Annotated in this window: 25 protein-coding genes and 1 riboswitch; of the genes, 14 read left to right on the top strand and 11 right to left on the bottom strand. The window is 71.9% G+C overall.

Annotated features, from left to right (window positions below; genetic code table 11):
- Positions 1 to 27: 27 nt before the first annotated feature.
- The gene (locus REH65_RS01700) at positions 28 to 549 is read right to left on the bottom strand and encodes a MarR family winged helix-turn-helix transcriptional regulator (RefSeq protein ID WP_281454311.1); all 522 of its coding nucleotides are present in this window, start codon (positions 547 to 549) and stop codon (positions 28 to 30) included.
- A gap of 112 nt (positions 550 to 661) precedes the next feature.
- Between REH65_RS01700 and REH65_RS01695 the strand changes: the two genes are divergently transcribed.
- From REH65_RS01695 to REH65_RS01685, 3 genes are all read left to right on the top strand, one after another.
- Positions 662 to 1429 carry an SDR family NAD(P)-dependent oxidoreductase gene (locus REH65_RS01695; RefSeq protein WP_406690956.1) on the top strand — a complete coding sequence of 256 codons (768 nt, stop codon included), beginning with the start codon at positions 662 to 664 and terminating at the stop codon, positions 1427 to 1429.
- Between the two features lie 160 nt (positions 1430 to 1589).
- Positions 1590 to 2576 carry a malate dehydrogenase gene (locus REH65_RS01690; RefSeq protein ID WP_406690955.1) on the top strand — a complete coding sequence of 329 codons (987 nt, stop codon included), beginning with the start codon at positions 1590 to 1592 and terminating at the stop codon, positions 2574 to 2576.
- A 113-nt stretch (positions 2577 to 2689) separates the two neighbouring features.
- Positions 2690 to 3235: a GNAT family N-acetyltransferase gene (locus REH65_RS01685; RefSeq protein ID WP_406690954.1), complete on the top strand. Its 546-nt coding sequence runs from the start codon at positions 2690 to 2692 to the stop codon at positions 3233 to 3235.
- Here the strand turns inward: REH65_RS01685 and REH65_RS01680 are convergent.
- Positions 3232 to 4383 carry a hypothetical protein gene (locus REH65_RS01680; protein WP_406690953.1) on the bottom strand — a complete coding sequence of 384 codons (1152 nt, stop codon included), beginning with the start codon at positions 4381 to 4383 and terminating at the stop codon, positions 3232 to 3234. The two genes, REH65_RS01685 and REH65_RS01680, sit on opposite strands and share 4 nt — an antisense overlap.
- 56 nt (positions 4384 to 4439) lie before the next feature.
- On the opposite strand from REH65_RS01680, the gene REH65_RS01675 reads away from it, so the two are divergent.
- Positions 4440 to 5237 (top strand): pentapeptide repeat-containing protein, encoded by a 798-nt coding sequence (locus REH65_RS01675; protein WP_406693058.1) that lies wholly within the window; start codon positions 4440 to 4442, stop codon positions 5235 to 5237.
- Here REH65_RS01675 and REH65_RS01670 read toward each other — a convergent pair.
- Positions 5234 to 5998 (bottom strand): PIG-L family deacetylase, encoded by a 765-nt coding sequence (locus tag REH65_RS01670; RefSeq protein WP_406690952.1) that lies wholly within the window; start codon positions 5996 to 5998, stop codon positions 5234 to 5236. The two genes, REH65_RS01675 and REH65_RS01670, sit on opposite strands and share 4 nt — an antisense overlap.
- Before the next feature lie 43 nt (positions 5999 to 6041).
- On the bottom strand, positions 6042 to 6260 hold the full coding sequence (locus REH65_RS01665) for a hypothetical protein (protein WP_406690951.1): 219 nt from the start codon (positions 6258 to 6260) through the stop codon (positions 6042 to 6044).
- Here REH65_RS01665 and REH65_RS01660 point away from each other — a divergent pair.
- Complete coding sequence (locus REH65_RS01660; RefSeq protein ID WP_406690950.1) at positions 6259 to 6912, top strand: DUF6518 family protein; 654 nt, start codon at positions 6259 to 6261, stop codon at positions 6910 to 6912. The genes REH65_RS01665 and REH65_RS01660 overlap by 2 nt on opposite strands.
- Before the next feature lie 184 nt (positions 6913 to 7096).
- On the top strand, positions 7097 to 7453 hold the full coding sequence (locus REH65_RS01655) for a hypothetical protein (protein WP_281454304.1): 357 nt from the start codon (positions 7097 to 7099) through the stop codon (positions 7451 to 7453).
- A 216-nt stretch (positions 7454 to 7669) separates the two neighbouring features.
- Here the strand turns inward: REH65_RS01655 and REH65_RS01650 are convergent, their stop codons facing one another.
- Positions 7670 to 8521 carry a LysR family transcriptional regulator gene (locus REH65_RS01650; RefSeq protein ID WP_406690949.1) on the bottom strand — a complete coding sequence of 284 codons (852 nt, stop codon included), beginning with the start codon at positions 8519 to 8521 and terminating at the stop codon, positions 7670 to 7672.
- A 69-nt stretch (positions 8522 to 8590) separates the two neighbouring features.
- Here REH65_RS01650 and REH65_RS01645 point away from each other — a divergent pair, with 69 nt between their 5' ends.
- The 3 genes from REH65_RS01645 to REH65_RS01635 all read left to right on the top strand — a co-directional run bounded on the left by REH65_RS01645 (position 8591) and on the right by REH65_RS01635 (position 11126).
- A complete protein-coding gene (locus REH65_RS01645; protein WP_406690948.1) occupies positions 8591 to 9460 on the top strand; it encodes an EamA family transporter in 870 nt (289 codons plus the stop codon).
- Between the two features lie 113 nt (positions 9461 to 9573).
- Complete coding sequence (locus REH65_RS01640) at positions 9574 to 9981, top strand: YciI family protein (protein WP_406693057.1); 408 nt, start codon at positions 9574 to 9576, stop codon at positions 9979 to 9981.
- Between the two features lie 5 nt (positions 9982 to 9986).
- Positions 9987 to 11126: an RNA polymerase sigma factor gene (locus REH65_RS01635; protein ID WP_406690947.1), complete on the top strand. Its 1140-nt coding sequence runs from the start codon at positions 9987 to 9989 to the stop codon at positions 11124 to 11126.
- Here REH65_RS01635 and REH65_RS01630 read toward each other — a convergent pair whose 3' ends face one another.
- The 3 genes from REH65_RS01630 to REH65_RS01620 all read right to left on the bottom strand — a co-directional run bounded on the left by REH65_RS01630 (position 11127) and on the right by REH65_RS01620 (position 14860).
- Positions 11127 to 11525 carry a VOC family protein gene (locus REH65_RS01630; protein ID WP_406690946.1) on the bottom strand — a complete coding sequence of 133 codons (399 nt, stop codon included), beginning with the start codon at positions 11523 to 11525 and terminating at the stop codon, positions 11127 to 11129.
- Between the two features lie 75 nt (positions 11526 to 11600).
- Complete coding sequence (locus tag REH65_RS01625) at positions 11601 to 12629, bottom strand: tyrosine-type recombinase/integrase (RefSeq protein ID WP_281454296.1); 1029 nt, start codon at positions 12627 to 12629, stop codon at positions 11601 to 11603.
- A 788-nt stretch (positions 12630 to 13417) separates the two neighbouring features.
- Entirely contained in the window at positions 13418 to 14860 is a 1443-nt protein-coding gene (locus tag REH65_RS01620) for an amidase (protein WP_406690945.1), read from the bottom strand.
- Positions 14861 to 14968: 108 nt separating this feature from the next.
- Between REH65_RS01620 and REH65_RS01615 the strand changes: the two genes are divergently transcribed.
- Entirely contained in the window at positions 14969 to 15619 is a 651-nt protein-coding gene (locus REH65_RS01615; RefSeq protein WP_406690944.1) for a hypothetical protein, read from the top strand.
- On the opposite strand, the gene REH65_RS01610 is transcribed toward REH65_RS01615, so the two are convergent.
- The gene (locus tag REH65_RS01610; protein WP_406690943.1) at positions 15603 to 15917 is read right to left on the bottom strand and encodes a DMT family transporter; all 315 of its coding nucleotides are present in this window, start codon (positions 15915 to 15917) and stop codon (positions 15603 to 15605) included. The two genes, REH65_RS01615 and REH65_RS01610, sit on opposite strands and share 17 nt — an antisense overlap.
- A 20-nt stretch (positions 15918 to 15937) precedes the next feature.
- Positions 15938 to 16003, bottom strand: a riboswitch (guanidine-III (ykkC-III) riboswitch).
- Between the two features lie 425 nt (positions 16004 to 16428).
- Between REH65_RS01610 and argG the strand changes: the two genes are divergently transcribed.
- From argG to REH65_RS01595, 3 genes are all read left to right on the top strand, one after another.
- Positions 16429 to 17844 (top strand): argininosuccinate synthase, encoded by a 1416-nt coding sequence (gene argG, locus REH65_RS01605; protein WP_281454290.1) that lies wholly within the window; start codon positions 16429 to 16431, stop codon positions 17842 to 17844.
- 161 nt (positions 17845 to 18005) lie between these two features.
- The gene (gene mug / locus REH65_RS01600; RefSeq protein ID WP_406690942.1) at positions 18006 to 18578 is read left to right on the top strand and encodes a G/U mismatch-specific DNA glycosylase; all 573 of its coding nucleotides are present in this window, start codon (positions 18006 to 18008) and stop codon (positions 18576 to 18578) included.
- Between the two features lie 227 nt (positions 18579 to 18805).
- Positions 18806 to 19564 (top strand): hypothetical protein, encoded by a 759-nt coding sequence (locus tag REH65_RS01595; protein ID WP_406690941.1) that lies wholly within the window; start codon positions 18806 to 18808, stop codon positions 19562 to 19564.
- A gap of 100 nt (positions 19565 to 19664) precedes the next feature.
- Here the strand turns inward: REH65_RS01595 and REH65_RS01590 are convergent, their stop codons facing one another.
- A complete protein-coding gene (locus REH65_RS01590; protein ID WP_406690940.1) occupies positions 19665 to 20471 on the bottom strand; it encodes an ABC transporter ATP-binding protein in 807 nt (268 codons plus the stop codon).
- A gap of 202 nt (positions 20472 to 20673) precedes the next feature.
- Between REH65_RS01590 and REH65_RS01585 the strand changes: the two genes are divergently transcribed.
- Positions 20674 to 21678, top strand: a complete 1005-nt coding sequence (locus REH65_RS01585; RefSeq protein WP_406690939.1) for a s-methyl-5-thioribose-1-phosphate isomerase — start codon at positions 20674 to 20676, stop codon at positions 21676 to 21678.
- Here REH65_RS01585 and REH65_RS01580 read toward each other — a convergent pair.
- Positions 21666 to 22121 (bottom strand): MarR family winged helix-turn-helix transcriptional regulator, encoded by a 456-nt coding sequence (locus REH65_RS01580; protein WP_406690938.1) that lies wholly within the window; start codon positions 22119 to 22121, stop codon positions 21666 to 21668. The genes REH65_RS01585 and REH65_RS01580 overlap by 13 nt on opposite strands.
- Positions 22122 to 22145 lie beyond the last annotated feature (24 nt).

Below are 22145 nucleotides of genomic sequence, written 5' to 3'. Positions count from 1 at the left end.
GGTTTTTGCGGTTCCCGGGCCGGGTCGTCAGGGGCGGTCTTCGGCGCCGAAGCGGTCGGTGAGGTCGCCCAGCAGCACCCGCAGCAGCTCGGTGAGCTGCTCGCGCTGGCCGGGATCGAGGGATTCCAGGAGGGTTTCCTCGTGGCGCAGCAGGTCGTCGACCCGGTCCTCGATGAGGTGGTGCCCGGTCTCGGTGAGCTCGACCTGCACGCTGCGTCCGTCGGTGCCGCCGCGCAGGCGGCGCACCAGGCCCCGCTGCTCGGCGCGGGCCACCCGCTGGGAGATCGCGCCGGCGCTGACCAGCGACTGGCGGGCGATCTCCCCGGCGCCCAACCGGTACGGGGGTCCGGCGCGGCGCAGCGTGGAGAGCAGGTCGCGGGTGGCGGCGTCCAGGCCGATGCGCGCGTCGGTGCGGCGGCGTTCGTCCTCGAGGAGTTTCGCGATGCGCCAGATCCGGGTGATGATCCCGATCGAGGCCACCGGCATGCCCGGACGTTCCCGCTGCCAGGCCGCCTGGATGCGGTCGACCCCGTCCTCACCGTGCGCCATGACCGCAGAGCCTAGAGCCACCGCGCCAGCCGAGTGCCCCCACCCGCGAACCCGGCCCGCGAATCGGGCCCACGAATCGGGCCCGCGAATCGGGCACGGCATGATCAACGGCATGATCGATCCGCGACTGCGCGACCGCGTCGCCGTCATCACCGGATGCGACACCGCCCTGGGCATCTCCGCGGCCATCGCCCGCGCCCTGGCCCGCCAGCAGGTGCGGCCGCTGCTGATCACCGAACCCGGCGCCGACGACCACCTCACCCCCGCGCTGCGCGCCGACGGCCACACCGCAGAAGCCCTGGCCGTGGACCTCACCGACCCGCACGCGCCCCGGCAGGTCTACGACACCGCCGAGGCCCGGTTGGGGCCGGTGGAGATCCTCGTGCTCAACACCGCCCCCTCCGGGCTCGACACCTTCACCCGCGCCCGCGGCGCCGAGGAGCTCACCGCCACCGGCATCGACGCCCACCACGAGCGCGGCACCCGCGCACCGGCGCTGCTCATCGCCGAGCACCACCGCCGCCACCGGGCACGGCGCGGCGAGTGGGGGCGCATCATCACCCTCAGCACCGACGTCTCCGACGGCGCGCCCGGGCAGGTCTCGCGCGCCGCGGCCGCCCACGCCCTGGAATCGCTGTCGCGCTCGGCCGCCCAGGAGTTCGGGCCCACCGGCATCACCGTCAACATCATCGCCTGCGGCGCGGTGCGCACCGGGTGGCTGCACCGCGACGACGCCGCCCGCCTGGCCGAGACCAGTCCCCTGGGCCGCCTCGGGCACCCCGACGACATCGCCGACATCGCCGCGTTCCTGGCCTCCCACCAAGCCCGCTGGCTCACCGGCCAAACCCTCTACGCCGGTGGCGGGCGCCGCATGCGCTGACCCCGGGGCACCCCAGTTGTGGTGCGCATTACCCGTGCTGAATCGGTCCCGCCGCGCCGCGGCTGTGATCCGCGACCGGTGTCCCACAGCCCGGCGGCGCTGGGGATAGCATCCCGAGACAGATCCAACACCCACCCGTCGAGCAGGAGAACGAGACCTCATGACCAAAGCTCCCGTCACCGTGACCGTCACCGGTGCGGCCGGTCAGATCGGCTACGCGTTGCTGTTCCGGATCGCCTCCGGTCAGCTCATCGACGCCGAGACCCCGATCAAGCTGCGGCTGCTGGAGATCCCGCAGGCGGTCAAGGCTGCCGAGGGCACCGCGATGGAGCTCGACGACTGCGCCTTCCCGCTGCTGGAGAGCATCGACATCACCGACGACGCGCGCACCGCCTTCGACGGCACCAACGTCGCGCTGCTGGTCGGTGCCCGCCCGCGCGCCAAGGGCATGGAGCGCGGTGACCTGCTCGAGGCCAACGGCGGCATCTTCAAGCCCCAGGGCGAGGCCATCAACGCCGGCGCCGCCGACGACGTGCGCGTGCTGGTGGTCGGCAACCCCGCCAACACCAACGCGCTGATCGCCCAGGCCCACGCCCCGGACGTGCCGGCCGAGCGCTTCACCGCCATGACCCGCCTGGACCACAACCGCGCGCTGACCCAGCTCGCGCAGAAGCTGGGCGTGTCGGTCACCGACATCAAGAAGATGACGATCTGGGGCAACCACTCCGCCACCCAGTACCCCGACCTGTTCCACACCGAGGTCGGCGGCAAGATCGCCGCCGAGCAGGTCGAGCAGTCCTGGCTGGCCGACGAGTTCATCCCGACCGTGGCCAAGCGCGGCGCGGCCATCATCGACGCCCGCGGCGCCTCCTCGGCGGCCTCGGCCGCCAACGCCGCCATCGACCACGTCCACACCTGGGTCAACGGCACCCCGGACGGCGACTGGACCTCGGCCGGTGTGGTCTCCGACGGCTCCTACGGCGTGCCGGAGGGCCTGATCTCGTCGTTCCCGGTCACCGCCCGCGACGGCAAGTTCGAGATCGTCCAGGGCCTGGACATCGACGAGTTCTCCCGCGCCCGCATCGACGCCTCCGTCGCCGAGCTCACCGAGGAGCGCGACACCGTCGCCAAGCTCGGCCTGGTGTGACCTGGCGATCGTGAGCTCGAAGCCGGGGGCGATGATCATCGCCCCCGGCTTTCGCTCGTGCAGGGCCGGGAAAATCCTGTTGCCGCGTTCCGGGCGGCCCGCCGCATCGGTGCATGAGCCGCCCCGCCGAACGCATCGCACTGTCCCGGGCGGTGCTGCACCGCCCGGGACAGGCCGACACCGCCGCGCTGCACCGCGCCGTCACCGAATCCCTGCACCACCTGCGGCCCTGGATGCCGTGGGCCGCGGGCGACTACCCGCTCAGCGCCGCCGAGGCCTTCATCGACGAGGCCACCGGACACTGGCAGGCCGGCACCGCCTTCACCTACCTCATCACCCGCGATCAGGTGGTCGCAGGCGCGATCTCGCTGGAAGGACGCATCGGCGACGGCGGCCTGGAGATCGGCTACTGGTTGCACCCCGACCACACCGGGCGGGGCCTGGTCACCACCGCCGCCGGAGCCCTGACCGAGCAGGCGTTCGCGCTGCCGGGCATCAGCCGGGTGGAGATCTGGCACGACGCGGCCAACACCGCCAGCCGCGCCATCCCCGAGCGCCTCGGGTTCACCTGCGTCGATCGGTGCCACCCACCGCGCTTCGCCCACACCCCGGCCAAGGCCGGGTTCGAAGTCGTCTGGCGACTCACCCGCCCCGACTAGGCGTCGTCGTTGTCGCGGGTGGACTCGGAACCGGTTCGGGTGCGCAGTTGTTCGGTGAGCGCGTCGATCTGAGCTTCGGCGCGCTCGGCGCGGGACCGGTCCTGCTCCGCGGCCTGCTGCGCGGCGGCCAGCCGGTCGGCGCCCGCTCGGCGTTCGGCCGCCAGGCGCTCGGCCGCCTCCTCCCGCACCCGCTGGAGCTCTGCGGCCTGCTGCTCGCGCAGCTGGGCGAGTTCGGCGCGCTGGCGCTCGATCTCGGCCCGGGAGTCCTGCGCGGCCTGGCGCAGTTCGGTGAGCTGATCGCGCGCGGTCTCGGCGGAGGCCTCGGCGCGGGCGGCGCGCTCAGCGGCCTCCGAACGGCGCGAGTCGGCCTCGGCGACCTCGCGGCGTGCCTGCTGCTGGGCGGCCTGGACCTGCGCGGCGGCCTCGGCGCGGGCTTTTTCCAGGTCGCCGTGGGCGGCGGCGATCTGCTCGTCGGCGTCCTCGCGGGCCCGGGCGACCAGGCCGTCGGCTTCCCTGCGGGCCGCGGCGGCGGCGACCTCGGCCTCGTTGCGGGCTGATTCCACCTCCTGCTCGGCCTCCCGCCGAGCGCGGGTGGCGTCCTCGCGGGCCTGATCTGCTTGGGCGCGGGCGGTGTCGGCCTCGCGGGTGGCGTTCTCGGCGGTGGCCACGGCGTCTTCCGCGGCCTCCTCGGCGGCCTGGCGGGCCTGCTCGGCCTCGCGCCGCTGCTGCTGGGCGGTGGCCAGAGCCTGCTCGGCCTGGGCGATGCGGTGCGCGGCCTCGGCCTGGGCGGCCTGGATCTGGGCCTCGGCGGCCGACGGGTCGGCCAGGGTGGCCAGTTCTTCCAGCCCGGCGCGCAGGTTGCGGCCCAGCTGCTCGGACAGCAACCGGTACTGGCGCAGCAGTTCCTCGGCGCGCATCCGCGCCGAGTCGAACTCGCTGGAGCCCTGCGGCGCGGCGGGCGGGGTCTGCTCGGCGACCGCTTGGAGGCGCTGGCGCTGCTTCCACGCCCGCCAGCGGGTGTGCTCGGGCAGGTCGCAGTACTCGGGCGGGCGGCCGGGCCCGGAGGGTCGTTCCACCTCCCGGTCGCATCCGGGGAACCGGCAGATCCCCTCGGTGTTGTCCTCGGCCCGCTGCGGCTGCTCACTCACGATCAGTGACCGTACCAACGGCCCCGCCGGGTGTGATCACCGCAGGTGAGGGGACAATCCCGGGTGTGGAATTGCATGCCGAGTGCTCGCGGTGCTTCGGGTTGTGCTGCGCGGCGCTGCCGTTCACGGCCTCCGCCGATTTCGCCGTCGACAAACCCGCCGGGACCGCCTGCGGGAACTTGCTGGCGGACTTCTCCTGCGGCATCCACGAACGCCTGCGCGACGAGGGCTACGCGGGGTGCACGGTGTTCGACTGCTTCGGCGCCGGCCAGCACCTCTCGCAGCACACCTTCGGCGGGGTGTCGTGGCGGCAGGAACCGCGGTCCCGGGAACCGATGTTCGCGGCGTTCCCGGTGATGCGCGGGCTGCACGAACTGCTGCACTACCTCACCGACGCCCTCGACCGCCCCGAAACCGCGCCCCTGCACGCGGATCTGCGCACCCGCCACACCGAGCTCACCCGCCTGACCGAGCAGGACGCCGGGAGCCTGCTGGCCCTGGACCTCGACGCCGAACGCGCCCGCACCGGTGACCTGCTGGCCCGCGCCAGCACCCTCGTGCGCTCCCGCCCCGGGCCGGAGCATCGCGGCGCCGACCTGATGGGGCGCCGCCTGCGCCGGGCGGACCTGCGCGGAGCCCACCTGCGCGGTGCGCTGCTCATCGCCGCCGACCTCCGCGACGCCGATCTCCGGCGAGCGGACCTGCTGGGCGCGGATCTGCGCGACACCGACCTGCGCGGAGCCGACCTGACCGGGGCGCTGTTCGTGACCCGCCCGCAGATCGCCGCCGCCCGCGGCGACACCTCCACCCGCCTGCCCGGCCTGCAACACCCGCGGCACTGGGAATCCGGCTAGCCGCGCGCGATCGGCTCATCCGCACCCGCCGGCATGTGCCCGAGGGGGTGGCGCAGGAAGTGCTCGGTGCCGAACAGCGCCCGGCGCGCTTCCGGGTCCAGACCGCCGAGCTGGGCGGGCAGCGCGCCGCGCCGCACCTCGCTGCGATGCGCCAGCACCGCCGCGGTCTTGACACCCAACCACGCGGCGATGTCCACCGAGACGCTCACCTGCTCATCGGGCACCGCGTGCACCGCTTTGCGTTCCCCGACCAGATCGCGGATCGGTGCCAGCGCCGAACGCGGGTGCGTCACCGAGTACAACGCCTCCGGAGACCACGGCTCCCCGGTCTCGGGGTAGAGCTGTTCGAGGGCGGCGGCGTGCACGGCCAGCATCGTGATCCGGTGGGTCTGCACGTGGTCGGGGTGCCCGGAGATGCCGCCGCAGGCGTCGTGGGTGATGACCACCTCCGGCCGGAACTCCCGCAGCTGCCCCACCAGGCGGGCCACCGCCTCCTCCAGCGGCGCGTCCAGCAACCGGGCGCACCCCGGGGCGGATTCGGGCACGCGCGCGTCGGCGTAGCCGAGCAGGCGCGGTTTGCCCGCACCCAGCACCCGCAGCGCCTCGCCGAGTTCGGCGGCACGCGTGGTGTCCTCGACCCAGGTCGCGGTCACCACGCCGGTGCGCGCCCCGGCTTCGGCGTGGCGCGCCAGCACACCTCCGGCCGACAACGACTCGTCATCGGGATGGGCGAACACACCGAGCAGGCTCGGAACCCTCATGCCAGGACCACCTCGTCATCGGCTGCGACCAGCGCGCCGGATCCTAAGCCGCCACCTGCTGCCGGTGCCCGCTGGTGGCTTGTTCCCGCAGCCGCGCTGTCGCGAACACGTCGACCCACGCCTCCGAAACCGGCTGGATCCGGACGAAACTCGTGAGGCCGCTCGTCGTGCCCCCGGGGCGACGCTCCGCCATCCAGCGGCGCCCGGGTTCGGCCGAATCGGTCTCGCGCAGCTCGCGGCGGCTGCGAGACTCACACGACATGACCCCGGTCGTCCCCGACGTGCCCACCCGAAGCCATCGCCGACGCGGCACCGCACCGGCCCTGGCGATCGCGATCGCACTGGGGTTGTGCGCCGGGGCCGCCACCGCCCTGGCCCAAGGCAGGCTGCCCGCCGGGTGGGCGCCGCTGGCCAACTCCAGCGGCGCCTGGACCCTGCTGGCGTTCCTGCTGGCCCTGCCCGCACCCACGGCGCTCACCGGCGCGCTCTGCGGGTGTACGGGCTTGGTGGGCATGCTCGCCGGATACGTGGCCACCGACCTCGCCCGCGGCTACCCGTCCTCGACCGGGCTGCTGGTGTTCTGGGGTGCTGCGGCGGTGCTGGTCGGGCCGCTGCTGGGCCTGGGCGCGCAGTGGTGGCGGCGAGGAACCCGTGCCGCGCTGGGGCTCTCAGCCCCGTGCGGGGTGCTGCTGGGCGAAGCCGGGTACGGGCTCACCGTCCTGGCCGCCTCCACCGACCCCCGCTACTGGTGGGGCCAAGCCGTCCTCGGCGTGCTCCTGCTGGGCGCGGGCGCGGTGCGGAAGCTGCGCGGTGTTGGCGCGTGCGCGCAGGCGGTCCTGTTCACCGCTGCGGTGGCCACCGCGTTCCCGGTGCTGTACCTGCACGGCAGCGTGGTGCTGCTGCTGGTGCCGTGATCACCGACCCCGCTCGGTCACCGAGGGCGTTCCGCTCGTCGATTCATCGCCGCCGGGACACGCCGGAGGAGAATCGCCGCAGTTCGTTCGGCGAACGGCCGGGCTCGCGCCGTTCGCCGAATTTCGGCGCGAGAGCGGTGGCGAGTGCCGGACGGATCGGGGTGATCGCTCTACGGTCCCGAACATGGCCGGTAAACCCATTTCCCGCTACTACAACTTCGGGGTCACCTTCCGCTGGGTTCAGGGCGAATCCCGCATCGCGGTCAAACGCGGCTACGTGTGCGAGGGGCATTCCTTCTTCGTCCTCAAGCGACCCCCGTTCGAGATCACCGACCTTCCCGGCGTCGATCCGCAGCACGATCGCCACACCTGGCTGGCCGCGATCCCGGCCCACCCCGTCGAATGGGGAAACGACAGGTATTTCCTCAGAACCGCCCACGCCTGGGCCTCGAACAACGTCACCCTGATCGACCCGAACAACCGCACCGATTCCGCGGGAAAGAACCGTCACGGCACGCGACCACGTGTCCCAGGCGGATGAACCCGGCACCTGCCACCGCATTCACCACACCGAGCACAAGAAAACTCCCACGCCCCCGCACACGAACCATTCGGGCCTCCTTCCCACGTCGAAAACCGCGACATTCGCGTGTCGAAAACCCCGGTTTTCGCGCGACGAATGTTGCGGTTTTCGACGCGGTTCAGGTGAGAACGGGGGCCGGAGGTGTCGTGACTCCCGGTCTGCGACGGCTGGGGGTCATCGGCGGTAGAGGTCGGTGAGCAGATCGACGACCTTGCCGGTGTGGGGGTGGCGTTCGTCGCGCCACCACAGCACGCGCACCGGGATGGGCGGGGCGTCGCGCACCCGCCGGAACACCACGCCGCTGCGCCGGTACTGGGTGAGGGTGGCTTCGGAGGTGATGCCGACGACGCGCCCGCTGGAGACGGCGGTGAGCCAGTCGTCGACGTCGGAGGTCTGCTCGAACTCCGGCTGGTGCTCCGGCGGCCACAGCTGCGGGGTGGTCGAGCCCGCACGGCGGTCGAGGAGCACCGTGCGCTCGGCCAGGTCGTGCAGCCGCACGAACCGCCGCCGCGCCCACTCGTCGTCGGTCGCCATCGCGCAGTAGCGGCGTTCCAGGCCCACCACGACGTCGGAGAAACGCTTGCGGTCGGGTTCGGAACGCACCACCGCCACGTCGCAGGCACCTTCGGCCAGCCCGGCGGTGGCGGAGTTGGTGCGCACCAGCTGCAACCGCACGTCCGGGAAGTCGCGCGCCCACCGGCGCTGGAAGTCCACGGTGTGCCGGCCCAACGCCGACCACGCGTGCCCCACCCGCACCCCCGCCTGCTCGCTGGTGGCCTCACGCACGAGCTCATCGGTCTCGGCCAGCACCCGGCGGGCGCGGGCCAGCACGCGCGCACCGGCGGCGGTCGGGGCGATCTGGCGGCTGGTGCGCCGCAGCAACCGCACCCCCAGGGCGTTCTCCAACCCCGCCAGGGTGCGCGAGACCTGCGCTTGGGACAGGCCGAGTTCGACGGCGGCGTCGGTGAAGCTGCCCGCCTCCACGATCGCGACCAGGCACCTCAGCTGCCGCACCTCCACATCCATACCTCAAGCGTATCGGCGGCGTGGCGGATGCATTTTGCGCAACGAGCCCGCGACGGCAGGCTCACCGCCATGACCAGCACGCAGCTCCCCGCACCCCCGGCCGCCGACCCCGCCTCGCGGGGCGCCGGGGTGGCGCTGATGTCGGGCAGCGCCCTGTCCAACCAGACCGGGGCGGCGATCGGATCGCTGGCCTTCGACACCATCACCCCCGCCGGAGTCGTGGCGGTGCGCCAGTGGATCGCCGCCCTCGTGCTGCTGGCCGCGACCCGGCCGCGGTGGCGGGAGTTCACCCGCGCCCAGTGGCGCCTGGTCCTCGCGCTGGCCGGGGTGTTCGCCGTCATCAACCTCGCCCTCTACAGCGCCGTGGACCGCATCGGACTCGGCTTGGCCGTCACCCTCGAATTCCTCGGCCCCCTCGCCGTGGCGCTGGCCGGCTCGCGCCGCCTCATCGACCTGGCCTGCGCGCTGCTGGCCGCCGCCGGTGTCGCGGTGCTGATGCGCCCCGAGCCCACCAGCGACTACCTCGGCATGGGGCTGGCGCTGCTGGCCGCGGCGTGCTGGGCGGGCTACATCCTGCTCAACCGCGCCCTGGGCCGCAGCCTGCCCGGCGCGCAGGGCACCGCCACCGCCTGCGGCCTGTCCGGGCTGGTGTTCGTCCCGATCGGCATCGCCGTGCTGCTCACCCACCCGCCGACCGGACCGGCACTGGGCTTCGCGATCACCGCGGGCGTGCTGTCCTCAGCGGTGCCGTTCCTGTGCGACGCCCTGGCCCTGCGCCGCGTCAGCGCCCCGCTGTTCGCGATCGTCGCCAGCCTCAACCCGGTCCTGGCCGCCACCACCGGCTTGCTCATCCTCGACGAGCACCTCGACGCCGCGCAGTGGGCCTGCATCGCCGCCATCGTCACCGCCAACACCACCACGATCCTCACCCGCCGCTGACCAAAGTTTCCGCGAAAAAGCCGCCGTGGGATGTCGAGAATCGCGTTTCGGCGCCGTCCCCGGGGTGAAAGGCGGTCACAATGACCGCACGAGCTCCGAAGGAGACGATGATCATGGCCAAGTATCTGCTGCTCAAGCACTACCGGGGCGCTCCGGAGGCGGTCAACGACGTGCCGATGGACCGGTGGAAGCCCGAGGAGGTCGACGCGCACGTGCGCTACATGAACGACTTCGCCGACCGCCTCAAGACCACCGGTGAGTTCGTCGACGGCCAGGCCCTGGCCCCGGAGGGCACGTGGGTGCGCCACGACGGGCCCGGCAAGCCCCCGGTCACCGACGGCCCGTTCGCCGAGACCAAGGACCTCATCGCCGGGTGGATGGTCATCGACGTCGAGGACTACGACCGCGCCGTGGAGCTGGCCGGGGAGCTGTCGGCCGCACCCGGCGCGGGCGGCGAACCCATCCACGAATGGCTGGAGCTGCGCCCGTTCCTGACCGCCCCGCCCACCATCACCGAGTAGCACCGGTGGACGAGACCGCGGTGCGGGCGTGGAGCCCGGCCGTCATCGGCGTCCTGCGCCGTCGCGGAGCCGACTTCGCCGCGGCGGAGGACGCCGTGCAGGAAGCCCTGCTGGAAGCGGTGCGGACCTGGCCGCAGGACCCGCCCCGCGACCCGCAGGGCTGGCTGGTCACCACCGCCTGGCGCAAATTCCTCGACTCGACGCGCAGCGAGACGGCACGACGCCACCGGGAAACCCGCGTTCAGACCGAACCCGAACCCGGGACCGTCCCGGACGCCGACGACACGCTCGAGCTGTACTTCCTGTGCGCCCACCCGAGCCTGAGCACGAGCTCGGCGGTGGCGCTGACGCTGCGCGCGGTCGGCGGTCTGACCACCCGCCAGATCGCCGAGGCCTACCTCGTTCCCGAATCCACGATGGCCCAGCGCATCAGCCGCGCCAAGCGCACCGTCGCCGGTGCCCGCTTCACCCACCCCGGCGAGGTGGGCACCGTGCTGCGGGTGCTGTACCTGGTGTTCAACGAGGGCTACTCGGGGGATGTGGACCTGGCGGCCGAAGCGATCCGCCTGACCCGTCAACTGGCCGCCATCACCGACGACCCCGAGGTGCGGGGGCTGCTGGCGCTGATGCTGCTGCACCACGCCCGCCGCCCGGCGCGCACCGACCCGGACGGGCGCCTGGTACCGCTGGCCGAGCAGGACCGCACCCGCTGGGACACCCGCCTGATCAGCGACGGCGTCGCCCTCCTGCAGGGAGCCCTGGCGGCGGACCGGTTGGGCGAGTACCAGGCGCAGGCGGCCATCGCGGCCCTGCACGCCGACGCGCCCACCGCGGCCGAGACCGACTGGCCGCAGATCGTGGAGTGGTACGACGAACTGCTGGCGCTCACCGGTTCGCCGGTGGTGCGGCTGAACCGGGCGGTGGCCGTTGGTGAGGCCGATGGTCCGCACGCGGGCTTGGCGGCGCTGGCCGACTGCGACCCGTCGGTGCCGCGCCACACCGCCACGCGGGCCTACCTGCACGAGCACGCGGGTGATCGGGAGGTGGCGGCGCGGTTGTACGCCGAGGCGGCGCGTTCGGCGAGCAGTGTCGCCGAACGCGACCACCTCCTGCGTCAGGCGGCCCGGCTCAATTCCGGGGCGTGATCAGACTTCGACGACGGCGATGTGGTTGCCGTCGGGGTCGCTGATCATGAACAGCAGCGGTGCTCCGGGGCTGGATTCGGGTTCGGAGTCGATCTGGACCCCGCCGAGGGCGCGCAGTCGTGCGTATTCGCCGTGCACGTCGGCGGTCTCGACGCCGATGCCGCAGCCGCCGGGTTGCCCGCCGCCCATCGGCGGGTTCAGCGCCAGGCGCGAGGTGGACCCGGGCGGGGCGACCTCCAGCCAGCGGTACTGGCCGTCGGGTCCGAAGCGGGTGTCGCCGCGAACCTCCCAGCCGAGCTTGCCGGTGTAGAACTCCAGGGCGGCGTCCTGGTCGGCGACGGTGAACATGGTGACGCCGATGTTGGTGACGGTCGTGGATGCGGGCGTGTGTGTGGTCATGCACTAGGGACTACCCGGGTGCGCGAAATTCATCGCGGAAACCCCAAGATCTTTTCGTCACCGTGACCGAACGGATTAGGGGGATTGCTCGGATGAATCCGGTTGGGATCGGGTCGCTTCGGCCACCAGATGCGCCGGATCGCGGGTCAGCGACAGCGCCACGTGGTCGTAGAGCTGGGTGATGGCCGCCGAGGAGTGCCCGAGCGCGTCGCGGCGGTCCTCCAGGGCCGCGCCGTGCTGGCGGGCGATGGTGTTGAAGGTGTGGCGCATCGAGTGCGGGGTGATGCGCTGCGGCATCGGCACCCCGGCCTGGGCCGCCAGGGCCTGCACGAGCCGGTAGATCTGGTGGCGGTTGACGCGCCGCCCGTCCCGGGTGATCACCAGCGCGTCGGTGTCGGCCTCGGGCCGCTGCTGCAAGTAGGCGTCGAGCACCCCGTGCAGGCCGTGCGGGATGGGCCGGGTGCGCACCTTGCCGCCCTTCATCCGCACCGTGAGCACCCGCATCCCCTCGCGCTGCCCGAGATCGGCCAGATCGGCGTGGCAGAGCTCCGAGACCCGCACGCCCAGGTCGATCAGCAGCGCCATCACCAGCGCGGCGGCCTGCGGCCCCAGCGTCCGATGCCGGTAGGAGCGGCTTTCGGCCAGCATCACCGAGGCCTGCTCGGCCGAAACGCTGGTGGTCGGCGAGTGCCGGCGGTCGTAGCGGGGCCGGGCGGCATCACGGGCCGGGTTGGCGTCGATGGCTCCGGCGCGCACCAGGTGGGTGTAGAAGCTGGAGACCGCGGCGATCTTGCGCGCCCTGGTGGAGGCCGCCGGGGGCCTGCCCGTGCGCGGGTTGGCGGTGGCGGCCAGCTCGGCGGCGTACATCTGCACCTCCGGCAGCCGCACGGTCAGCGGGTCGAGGTCGCGGCGGGTGCACCAGTCCAGGTACTCGCGCAGGTCCCGGGTGTAGGCGCTGCGGGTGTCGGCGGAGTCGGTGAACGAGCCCAGCCAGGAGGCGATCAGCGCGGTGAGGGTGTGGCCGGTGCGGGTGGTCGCGGCCAGCAGTTCCGTTTGCGCCCGCGTGCCCACCGAGCTGCCGCCACCCGCCGCCTGAATCTCCATGATCCCATCTTACCGCACATAAGCGCGATTATGCGCGCCTCCCTTCTGTCCGTTTTCCCTCGTCAGAGTTCCGTTTCGTTGGGTTCAAAACGTTAGTAACGTAATAGTGACGAGGAGGGTCGGAACCACGCGAGAACCGTGCGGGGTCGTCCCGCTGAAGGGCGGGCGCGCTAGCGTCGGGTCATGCGGCAGAGCCGGGAGGCGCGCCCACGGGGTGTTCCTGCGCCACGCGCGCCTGAACCCGGATCCGGCACCGGCCGCTACCCCTTCACACTGGACGGTGGTCTCCCACCTCGCCCTCCTAGGCGGACTGGACCTGGATGCGTCAGTGACGCTTCTGGTCGAGGAGTACGGGCTCCGGCAAATCCACGCTGATCGATCTGATCGTGCGCTGGAACCGCACGCCGCACACGGGGTTCTTCCTGCGCGCCGAGTCCCACCGACAACCTCGCCAGCGAGATCGAACGTCTCGACGAGGACCCCGGCTCGCCGCCGCTAATGCCGGCCTACGGCGGCGTCGAGCCGCACGAGCGCTCGCACGGCGAATCGTTTCTGGATCTGGTGGCCCACCGCTCCGGCAATGTTGTCGGTGCGCGGCTGCATGGCACTGCTGGCGCGTCTGGTCGAGCTCGCGCGGCAGAGCGGTCAAACGATCGTCGCGCCCCACTCCCCCGTGCTGCTGGCTCTACCGGGTGCTCGCCGGTCGACTACGCCCACGACCCGCCGGTCCGGCTCACCCGCGACCTCGTCAACGACCACGACAAGTACCCGCGTCACCTCCTCGACGACTAAGCGGGCGGGCGGACACCGCCGAGGAGCTGCTCGAGGAGCGCGGCCAGGCGCAGCGGGGTGTGGTCTTCGAAAGCCGGGCCGATCAGCTGAATCCCCACCGGCAGCCCTTCATCGCAGAGTCCTGTCGGGATGGCAGTGGCCGGCAGGCCGGGCATGGTGGCCAGGCCCGCCCACACGAGCTGGTCGAAGTACGGGTAGTCGACGCCGTCGACGTCGAGGCGACGTCCCAGCGGGTTCGGGTCGTGGTCGTGGCCGAAGGCGGGGGTGGGTGTGATCGGGCAGGCCACGACGTCGAACTCGGCGAACAGGCGCCGCCAACCGTGGCGATGCAGTTCGCGGCTCCGCTGGGCGAGCATCCAGTCGCGGTGGCTGCAGACCATCGCCCGCCACCGCGTCGCCTCCAGACTTCGATCCCGCGCGCCGAATTCCGCGGCACGGGCCCGGAGGTCGTCGTCGGCATCGAGGGGGAAGCGCGCGACGGAGCCGGAGAACAGCAGCTCGGTGTAGATCCGCGCCGCCTCGGCCAGGTCCGGCAACAACGCACTTCCCCGTTCGACGCGGGCGCCGCCGTCGACGAGCGCCGCGGCGACGCGTTCCAGTCCGGTCCGCACGGCCACGCCGGTCGTGATCAGCGGGTGCTCGTCGAGCACCAGAACCCGGAAGTCCTCCAGCCGTCGGTGACGTGGGGGCGGGAGCCGCACCCGGTGCGCCTTGCCGTGGGTCAGCGGGTCGGGCCCGGCCATGACCTCCAGCAGCAGCGCGAGATCACCGGCGGTGCGCGCCATCGGGCCGACCACGGCCAGATCCTGCTCCACCGGCAGCACCGGTTCGCCCGGCGCGACCATGCCGCGGGTGGCGGCCAGACCGAGGGTGGGCTTGTGGGCGTAGATCCCGCAGAAGTGCGCGGGGGTGCGCAGCGACCCGGCCAGGTCCGAGCCGAGCGACAGGGCACCGAACCCGCAGGCCAAGGCCGCGGCCGATCCACCGGATGAGCCTCCCGCGGTGCGGTCGTGATCCCAGGGGTTGCGGGTGGTGCCGTAGAGGTCGTTGAAGCTCTGCAGATCCTGCAAGCCCAGGGGCACGTTGGTCTTGCCGAGCACGACCGCTCCGGCCGCCTTGATCCGCTCCACCTGCACGGCGTCGGCGTCCGGGTAGTGGTCGCGGTGCGCCGGGATTCCCCACGTCGTGGGTAGCCCGGCGATGTCGAAGCACTCCTTGACCGTGACCGGAACGCCCAGCAGCGGTCCGTCCCGGCCGTCGCGGCGCGCTTGATCCGCCTGGTGCGCGGCGCGATGTGCGCGGCCGAAATCCGGCACGCACATCGCGTTGATCTCTCCGTCGTGCGCTTCGACGCGGGCGATGGCCTCGGCGGTCAACTCCACTGAGGACACCTCACCGGTGCGCATCGCGGCCAGGCATTCGGCGGCTGAGCGAAACATGATCCCGACGCTAGAGGCAGGTCGCTGAGGCCATAAAACTCCGCGCGGCACAACGGCAGCCGCGAGAATTCGCGGGTGCGGTGCAGGTGGTGGCGCTAGGGTCCGGGGATGTCTCGAATCGAGGTGAGCGCCGAGGACCTGGCCGGCTCGGTGCGGTTGTCGCTGGCGGTGTTGCGGCGGGTTCCCGCCGAGGCGTGGCGGGAGAAGGCCGGGTCGTTGGAGTGGGATCGGTGGGAGACCGTCGAGCACCTCAGCGACGACCTGTTCTCCTACGCCGTGCAATTGGGTCCCGCGAACCCGCCGCGGGACCGCGAGATGCCGTTGCTCTGGCGGCCGCGCCGCGAGGGCGGCCCGTTCAACGCGGTGCACGCCGATCCCGACACCGGCCCGGACGGCTTGTTGCTGACCCTGGAGGCCACGGCCGCCCTGCTGGTGGCGATGGTGCGCACCACCCGCCCCGACCTGCGCTCCTACCACGTCTTCGGTGTCTCCGACGCGGAAGGTTTCGCGGCGATGGGCGTGGTGGAAACGCTCGTGCACACCCACGACGTCACCGACGGTCTGGGCCTGGATTGGGAGCCACCGGCGGAGCTGTGCGCGAAGGTGCTCGACCGGCTCTTCCCCGACGCTCCCACCGACGCCGAGCCGTGGCCGGCGTTGCTGTGGTGCACCGGCCGCGCCGAAATCCCGGGGCGTGCGCGGCTGACCCGCTGGCGCTGGGACGGCACGCCCCGGGACCGGCTCAGTGGGCGAGTTTGAGGCCGACGACGCAGGTGATCAGCCCCAACAGCAGGGCGATCTTGATCGGGGAGATCGATTCGTCGCCGGTGGCCATCGAGTAGCCGATCGTGAGCACGGCACCGATGGCCACCCACACCGCGTACGAGGTCCCGGCGGGAAGGGTGCGCATCGCCAGGGCCAGTCCGCCCATGCTGACGGTCAGACCGGCGAGGAACACCAGTGAGGGGACCAGCCGGGTGAAGCCTTCGGACTTGCTCAGGGCCACGGCCCACACGGCTTCGAACATGCCGGAGATGATCAGGACGATCCATGCCATGACGTGCGCGCTCCTCCGCGCCTGCACCGTCTTTGCATGTCCAGGTACGGTGCGCCTCGTCCGGATCCTCGTCCCTCCGATTCTGCCCAACCCCACCGCACGGGTCAGCTCGGAACCCGGTGAGCTCGCCCACCACGACCTCACCCGATGCCGGGTGCGAGTTCGGCCGGGCGGGGCAGAACGGTGTCGCGTCACCCGGGGCCCCATGCGCTCGCAGGCGGCCCGCTCGCGGTGATCGTCGAGATCGAACCCGGTGTGCTGCGGTTCCAGGCGCGTACCACCGGCTTCGGCTCGAAGCCGCCACGTCCACGAGACTCCCCTCCGGCCGAAGTGTCGCGGCGAACCCCGGCGATGCCGACGTTGGGGTGCCCCCGGCCCGTGCTCGCGCGGTCGAAGGAAGTTTTCATGAAAACTTCCCCCACCCCATTGGTGGGCCGGGGTGGGGTGAGGTTTCACACCGATGGGCCACCCGGGTGGATAACCATACAGCCCATCGCATAAACTTTCTGCCATGTCCAAGGTTCTGACGTCTCTGCCGGTCGGCCAGCGGGTCGGCATCGCCTTCTCCGGGGGTCTCGACACCTCCGTCGCCGTGGCCTGGATGCGCGACAAGGGCGCGGTGCCGTGCGCCTACACCGCCGACATCGGGCAATACGACGAGTCCGACATCGCTTCGATCCCGGGCCGGGCCAAGGACTACGGCGCCGAGATCGCGCGCATGGTCGACTGCCGCGAGCCGCTGGTCGAGGAGGGCTTCACGGCGCTGGCCTGCGGGGCGTTCCACATCCGCTCGGGTGGGCGCACCTACTTCAACACCACTCCCCTGGGCCGCGCGGTGACCGCCACCCTGCTGGTGCGGGCGATGCTGGCCGATGACGTGCAGATCTGGGGCGACGGGTCGACGTTCAAGGGCAACGACATCGAGCGGTTCTACCGCTACGGGCTGATGGCCAACCCGCGGCTGCGGATCTACAAGCCGTGGCTGGACGAGGACTTCGTCCAGGAGCTGGGCGGCCGGCAGGAGATGTCGGAGTGGCTGGTCGAGCACGGTCTTCCCTACCGGGACTCGGCGGAGAAGGCCTACTCCACCGACGCCAACATCTGGGGTGCCACGCACGAGGCGAAGTCGCTGGAGCACCTCGACACCGGCATCGAGATCGTGGACCCGATCATGGGTGTGCGGTTCTGGGACGAGTCGGTGGCCATCGCGCCCGAGGACGTGACGGTGTCGTTCGTGCAGGGCCGGCCGGTGGCCATCAACGGCAAGGAGTTCTCCTCGCCGGTCGACCTGGTCCACGAGGCCAACGCGATCGGTGGCCGGCACGGCCTGGGCATGAGCGACCAGATCGAGAACCGCATCATCGAGGCCAAGAGCCGCGGCATCTACGAGGCCCCGGGCATGGCGCTGCTGTTCACCGCCTACGAGCGGCTGGTCAACGCCATCCACAACGAGGACACCGTGGCCTCCTACCACAACGAGGGCCGCAAGCTGGGCCGGTTGATGTACGAGGGTCGTTGGTTCGATCCGCAGGCGCTGATGCTGCGGGAGTCGCTGCAGCGCTGGGTGGGTTCGGCGATCACCGGTGAGGTGACGTTGCGGCTGCGCCGGGGTGAGGACTACTCGATCCTCGACACCCGCGGCCCGGCGTTCTCCTACCACCCGGACAAGCTGTCGATGGAGCGCACCGAGGACGCCGCGTTCGGCCCGACCGACCGGATCGGCCAGCTGACGATGCGCAACCTCGACATCGCCGATTCGCGGGCGAAGCTGGAGGGCTACGCGCAGCTGGGGCTGGTCGGCAAGGCGCAGACCGAGCTGGTGGGTTCGCTGCAGGCCGGTGGTGCTGAGGCGATCGCCTCGGTGGGTGCCGAGGAGTCCGAGTCGCAGGCGCTGGATCGCGCGGCGATGGAGTCGGGCACCGACTGACCTGGGTTTTCACGTCATGGCCGTTCGCGCGGGTCGCACCGCGCGGGCGGCCATGATCGCATTGGCGCCCGGTGGTGGCGCGTGCGGGGGCGCTGCCTTCGGGGCGTGCTGGTGGTGTGGTTAGGGTCCGTGGAACAACCGGGGACGGGGAGGTAGGTCAGTTGTCGGGTGACCGGCCGAGTGCGCAAGAACTGGAAGCCGCCAGCGGGGCCACGATCGGGGATGTGCTGGCGCCGGACCTGAAGGTGCTGTTCTGCGGGATCAACCCGGGTTTGTGGTCGGGTGCCACGGGTTTTCACTTCGCGCGTCCGGGCAACCGGTTCTGGCCGGTGCTGCACGCCAGCGGTTTCACCCCGCGCGAGCTGGCCCCCTCGGAGCAATCGGAGCTGCTGGGGCTGGGTTTGGGCATCACGAACCTGGTCTCGCGGGCGAGCGCGAAGGCCGCCGATCTCTCCGACGACGAGCTCGCGGCCGGGGCCGAGGTGCTGGCGCAGAAGGTGGCGCGGTATCGGCCGCAGTGGGTGGCGGTCGTGGGCATCACCGCCTACCGGGCGGCGTTCGGCGCCAAGCGCGCCACGTTCGGTAAGCAAGATCGGACGATCGGTGAGGCCGGGGTGTGGGTGTTGCCCAATCCCAGTGGCCTGAACGCGCATTGGTCCGCGGCGACGCTGGCGGCGGAGTTCGGGCAGCTCAGGCAGGCGGTCATGGCCGATGACGAGTGCCGGTGCGGATGAGCGGTCGTGGGTTAGGGAACACGGGGGTGTCCTTTACCGGTCCGTGACCGGTAGGGTCTGCTCCGCCGGAAGGGAAGTCCCCGATCCGGTGACATTGGCCGTTTGCTGACGCAGAGTCGATACGGATGACTATTCAAGACGATCTTGCTCGACCGTGGTTCCAGCCCGTGGTCCCCTCGGAAGCGCAACAGCAGCAACCGGACCCGGGATCCCCGACGACACGCATCATGGGCCAGCTGCCCGTGGACTCGACGGACCAGGTCAACACCGGAGGCCAGGTCGCTCCCGCGGAGTCCGCGAACCCCGTGGGACAGGTGAGCCCGGTGGACGAGGTTCCCGCCGCGCCGCAGGCGGGCGAGTTCCGCACCGCTGCCTCGCAGCAGCAGTTCGACCGAGCCCCTTTCGACCAGGCCCCGTTCGACCCCCCGCAGTTCGATCAGCCGTCGCAGGGGTCGTTGCCGCCCCGTCCGAGCACGGCGATGTCGCAGGGCACGACCTTCGCCGAGGCCCTCGATCCCGGTGGCTACCCGTCCCGCTCCCCCGAGGCGGGTCAGGACTCGATCGCCGGTGACACGGCCTTCCAGGCCTTCTACGCCGACGAACCGGCGTCGATGCCCTCGATCCCCCCGTCCCCCCAGCCCCCGGTGTCGCAGCCCCCGACGGCGCAGCCCGGGATGCCGCCGCAGCCGCCGATGGGTGGTGGCCCGGAGGTGGCGGGCCTGCCGTTGGCTCCGCCGCCGGTGCCCGAGCACGTCGAGGTCACCCAGCCCTACATTCCCGCGATCCGCGATGAGCAGCCGGAGTTCGCCAAGCGCCTCAACCCGGAGGTGTCGGCGGCTTCACCTGCGGCGTTGACGGGTCCGCAGCCCGCGGTGGGCGGCAAGCCGGCGGCGGCTCCGCGCAAGCGCGGTTTGATGCGGCGCGTGGTGCGCCGGATCATCGGACCGGACCTGCTGCGCAAGGACCCGCCGAAGAAGCGCCGCTAGAGCTCTTCTTCACCCGGGTCCGGCGGTGGTCCTGGCACGGGCGCAGACCTGCATCCTGCGCCCGTGCCAGGACCACCGTCCTTTTTGTGCGCGGGGCTTTTCAGGCCCGGGCGCGGACGTGCCAGCGGCCGTGGTCGCGAGCCAGGTGCACGGGGTGGTTGAAGCACTTGCTGACGTGGTCGCTGGTGAGCACCTGATCGACCGGTCCTCGGGCCAGGGTGGTGCCTTCGCGCAGCAGCAGGGCGTGGGTGGTGCCGGTGGGCAGTTCTTCGAGGTGGTGGGTGACCAGCACGGTGGCCAGGTCGGGGTGGTCGTGGCGAAGCTGGTCGAGGCTGGTGAGGAGTTGTTCGCGGGCGGCCAGGTCGAGGCCGGTGGCGGGTTCGTCGAGCAGCAGCAGCCGGGGTTGGGGCATCAGGGCGCGGGCGATGAGGGCTCGGCCGCGTTCGCCTTGGGACAGGGTGTCCCAGCGGGCCTGGTCGCGTTCGGCGATGCCCAGGACGCTGATGAGCCGTTCGGCGCGGGTGATTTCGTCGTCGGTGGGGTTCCGGCGCGGGACGGGTTCGGTGGTGTTGGTCAGTCCGGTGAGCACGACCTGACGCACGGTCAGGGGGCTTCGGAGCGGGTGGCGGGGGTTGATGTGGCCGACGAGGCTGCGCAGCGCGCGCATGTCCACGGCGCCGAGGCGGTGTCCGAGGACCTCCACGCTGCCTCGGGTGGGGTGGTTGTGGGCGCCCAGCAGGTTGAGCAGGGTGGATTTGCCCGCGCCGTTGGCGCCGAGCAGGGCCCAGTGCTGGCCGGGGTGGACGTCGATCGACACCGAGCGGAGCAGGTGGGTGCCCTCGCGCACGACGTCGACGTCGGTGGCGCGCAGCACGGGGCCGGTGTCGGCGGGGCGGGGGTGGGTCAACTGCGGTGTCCTTCTGGCTGCGCCGGGTGGTGCGGGGTGAGGGGCTCGGGTGTCGCGGTGCCTCGGGTGATCAAGCCTGCGTGTGCGGCGATCAACGCGGTGTCGTGAGCTTAGCAAACGAGTTGGTGGGGGCCGGGGTGTGCGAGGCGGGCTGGTTAGGCTCACCGGTGCCCGTGCCGGTTCGCGCTCGATGAAGGATGCGATGTCGTCTCCAGTCACCCCCGTTCTCGCCGACAGCGTCCGCTTCGATGACGACGGCGTGCACATCCTGGATCGGCGGGTGTTCCCGTTCGAGCGCCGGTGGGTGCACGCGCGCACCGTGGAGGAGGTGGCGCGGGCGATCGAGGAGATGGTGACCCAGTCCTCGGGCCCGTACTTCGCGGTGCTGTGGGGGTTGGCGCTGGCCGCGCGCGACGCGCGGGGGTGTGCGCCCGAGGTGGCGCGCGAGCGCGTGGAGGCGGCGGCGAGCCGGTTGATCGCGACCCGTCCGACCAATGATCAGCCGCGCAAGGCCGCGGCGTTCGTGCTGGAGGCGATCGCCGAGCGCGAGGATGTCGACGCGGCCGCGCTGGAGGGCGCTCGTGCCGGGGATGCCGATTACCGGGATCGGTGCCGGCGGATGGGCCGGGCGGGCGCGCAGCTGCTCGGCGAGGGCGCTCGGGTGCTGACCCACTGCTGGGGCGATCTGTACCTGCTGGGTCTGGTGGAGGCCTTGCTGGAGCAGGGCAAACGTCCGGAGTTCGTCTGCACCGAGACTCGCCCCTACCTGCAGGGCGCGCGGTTGACCGCCGAGTCCCTGGCCGAGATGGGGGTGACGGTCACGCTGGTCACCGACGGCATGCCCGCGTCGCTGATGCGCGAGGGCCGGGTCGACGCGCTGGTGACCGCCTCGGACCGGGTCAGCATGGACGGTTCGGTGATCAACAAGGTCGGCACGTTGGGCCTGGCGGTGGCCGCGCGCGCCTTCGACGTGCCCTTCCACGCCCTGTGCCACGCCCCGGATCCGGAGACCGCGACGGGGGCGCAGGTGCCGATCGAGTTCCGCGACGGCGACGAGGTCCTGCACACCCTGGGGCGGCGCAGCGCCAGCGACAAGGTCACCGGCCTCTACCCGGCCTTCGACGTCACCGACCCGCACCTGGTGAGCACCGTGGTCACCGACAAGGGCGCGTTCACGCCCGAGCGGCTGCACACCTACTGGCACTGATCACCCGGTTGGTCGGCGCGCTGCAAGCGGGCCAGCAGGGTGATGAGCAGTTCGCGCTCGGTGGCGCTCAGGGGCGCCAGCAGCTGCTGGTTGGCCTGCTCGGCCAGCGCGGCGCAGCGTTGCAGGGTGGCCCTGCCCTCGTCGGTGACCGACACGGCGTTCTTGCGGCCGTCGGCCGGGTCGGGTCTGCGTTGCACGAGGTGGCGGGCTTGGAGGTCGTTGAGCAGGCCGACGACGTCCTTGCGGTCGATCTCCAGGCGGCGCACCAGCTCGGCCTGGGCGGTGGGGCCGTGCTCGGCGACGGCCGCGAGCACGGCGTAGTGGCTCAGCCGCAGCCCTTCGCCCGCCAGGGCGTGGGCGAGGAGTTCGCGGCCGCGGGCGGCGACGCGTCCGGTCAGCCAGCTGGGCAGGGACTGGATGTGCTGCAGGGCGCGTTCGGTCACGCGGGCACCCTAGCGAAAAATCGT

Origin of the sequence: Saccharopolyspora sp. ID03-671 (assembly GCF_045278815.1) — a bacterium.
Taxonomy (GTDB): domain Bacteria; phylum Actinomycetota; class Actinomycetes; order Mycobacteriales; family Pseudonocardiaceae; genus Saccharopolyspora; species Saccharopolyspora ipomoeae.
Note: the sequence above shows the minus strand (reverse complement) of the source record. Positions and strands in the feature narration are given on the sequence as shown.

Excerpts from the sequence above, each read along its gene's own strand:
- REH65_RS01690 (WP_406690955.1), top strand. The coding sequence starts at position 1,590 with ATGACCAAAGCTCCCGTCACCGTGACCGTCACCGGTGCGGCCGGTCAG.
- REH65_RS01650 (WP_406690949.1), bottom strand. The coding sequence starts at position 8,521 with ATGGATGTGGAGGTGCGGCAGCTGAGGTGCCTGGTCGCGATCGTGGAG.
- REH65_RS01645 (WP_406690948.1), top strand. The coding sequence starts at position 8,591 with ATGACCAGCACGCAGCTCCCCGCACCCCCGGCCGCCGACCCCGCCTCG.
- argG (WP_281454290.1), top strand. The coding sequence starts at position 16,429 with ATGTCCAAGGTTCTGACGTCTCTGCCGGTCGGCCAGCGGGTCGGCATC.
- REH65_RS01665 (WP_406690951.1), bottom strand. The coding sequence starts at position 6,260 with ATGTCGTGTGAGTCTCGCAGCCGCCGCGAGCTGCGCGAGACCGATTCG.
- REH65_RS01640 (WP_406693057.1), top strand. The coding sequence starts at position 9,574 with ATGGCCAAGTATCTGCTGCTCAAGCACTACCGGGGCGCTCCGGAGGCG.
- REH65_RS01595 (WP_406690941.1), top strand. The coding sequence starts at position 18,806 with ATGGGCCAGCTGCCCGTGGACTCGACGGACCAGGTCAACACCGGAGGC.
- REH65_RS01625 (WP_281454296.1), bottom strand. The coding sequence starts at position 12,629 with ATGGAGATTCAGGCGGCGGGTGGCGGCAGCTCGGTGGGCACGCGGGCG.
- REH65_RS01670 (WP_406690952.1), bottom strand. The coding sequence starts at position 5,998 with ATGAGGGTTCCGAGCCTGCTCGGTGTGTTCGCCCATCCCGATGACGAG.
- REH65_RS01660 (WP_406690950.1), top strand. The coding sequence starts at position 6,259 with ATGACCCCGGTCGTCCCCGACGTGCCCACCCGAAGCCATCGCCGACGC.
- REH65_RS01685 (WP_406690954.1), top strand. The coding sequence starts at position 2,690 with ATGAGCCGCCCCGCCGAACGCATCGCACTGTCCCGGGCGGTGCTGCAC.
- REH65_RS01700 (WP_281454311.1), bottom strand. The coding sequence starts at position 549 with ATGGCGCACGGTGAGGACGGGGTCGACCGCATCCAGGCGGCCTGGCAG.
- REH65_RS01655 (WP_281454304.1), top strand. The coding sequence starts at position 7,097 with ATGGCCGGTAAACCCATTTCCCGCTACTACAACTTCGGGGTCACCTTC.
- REH65_RS01630 (WP_406690946.1), bottom strand. The coding sequence starts at position 11,525 with ATGACCACACACACGCCCGCATCCACGACCGTCACCAACATCGGCGTC.
- REH65_RS01620 (WP_406690945.1), bottom strand. The coding sequence starts at position 14,860 with ATGTTTCGCTCAGCCGCCGAATGCCTGGCCGCGATGCGCACCGGTGAG.
- REH65_RS01585 (WP_406690939.1), top strand. The coding sequence starts at position 20,674 with ATGTCGTCTCCAGTCACCCCCGTTCTCGCCGACAGCGTCCGCTTCGAT.
- REH65_RS01615 (WP_406690944.1), top strand. The coding sequence starts at position 14,969 with ATGTCTCGAATCGAGGTGAGCGCCGAGGACCTGGCCGGCTCGGTGCGG.
- REH65_RS01610 (WP_406690943.1), bottom strand. The coding sequence starts at position 15,917 with ATGGCATGGATCGTCCTGATCATCTCCGGCATGTTCGAAGCCGTGTGG.
- REH65_RS01695 (WP_406690956.1), top strand. The coding sequence starts at position 662 with ATGATCGATCCGCGACTGCGCGACCGCGTCGCCGTCATCACCGGATGC.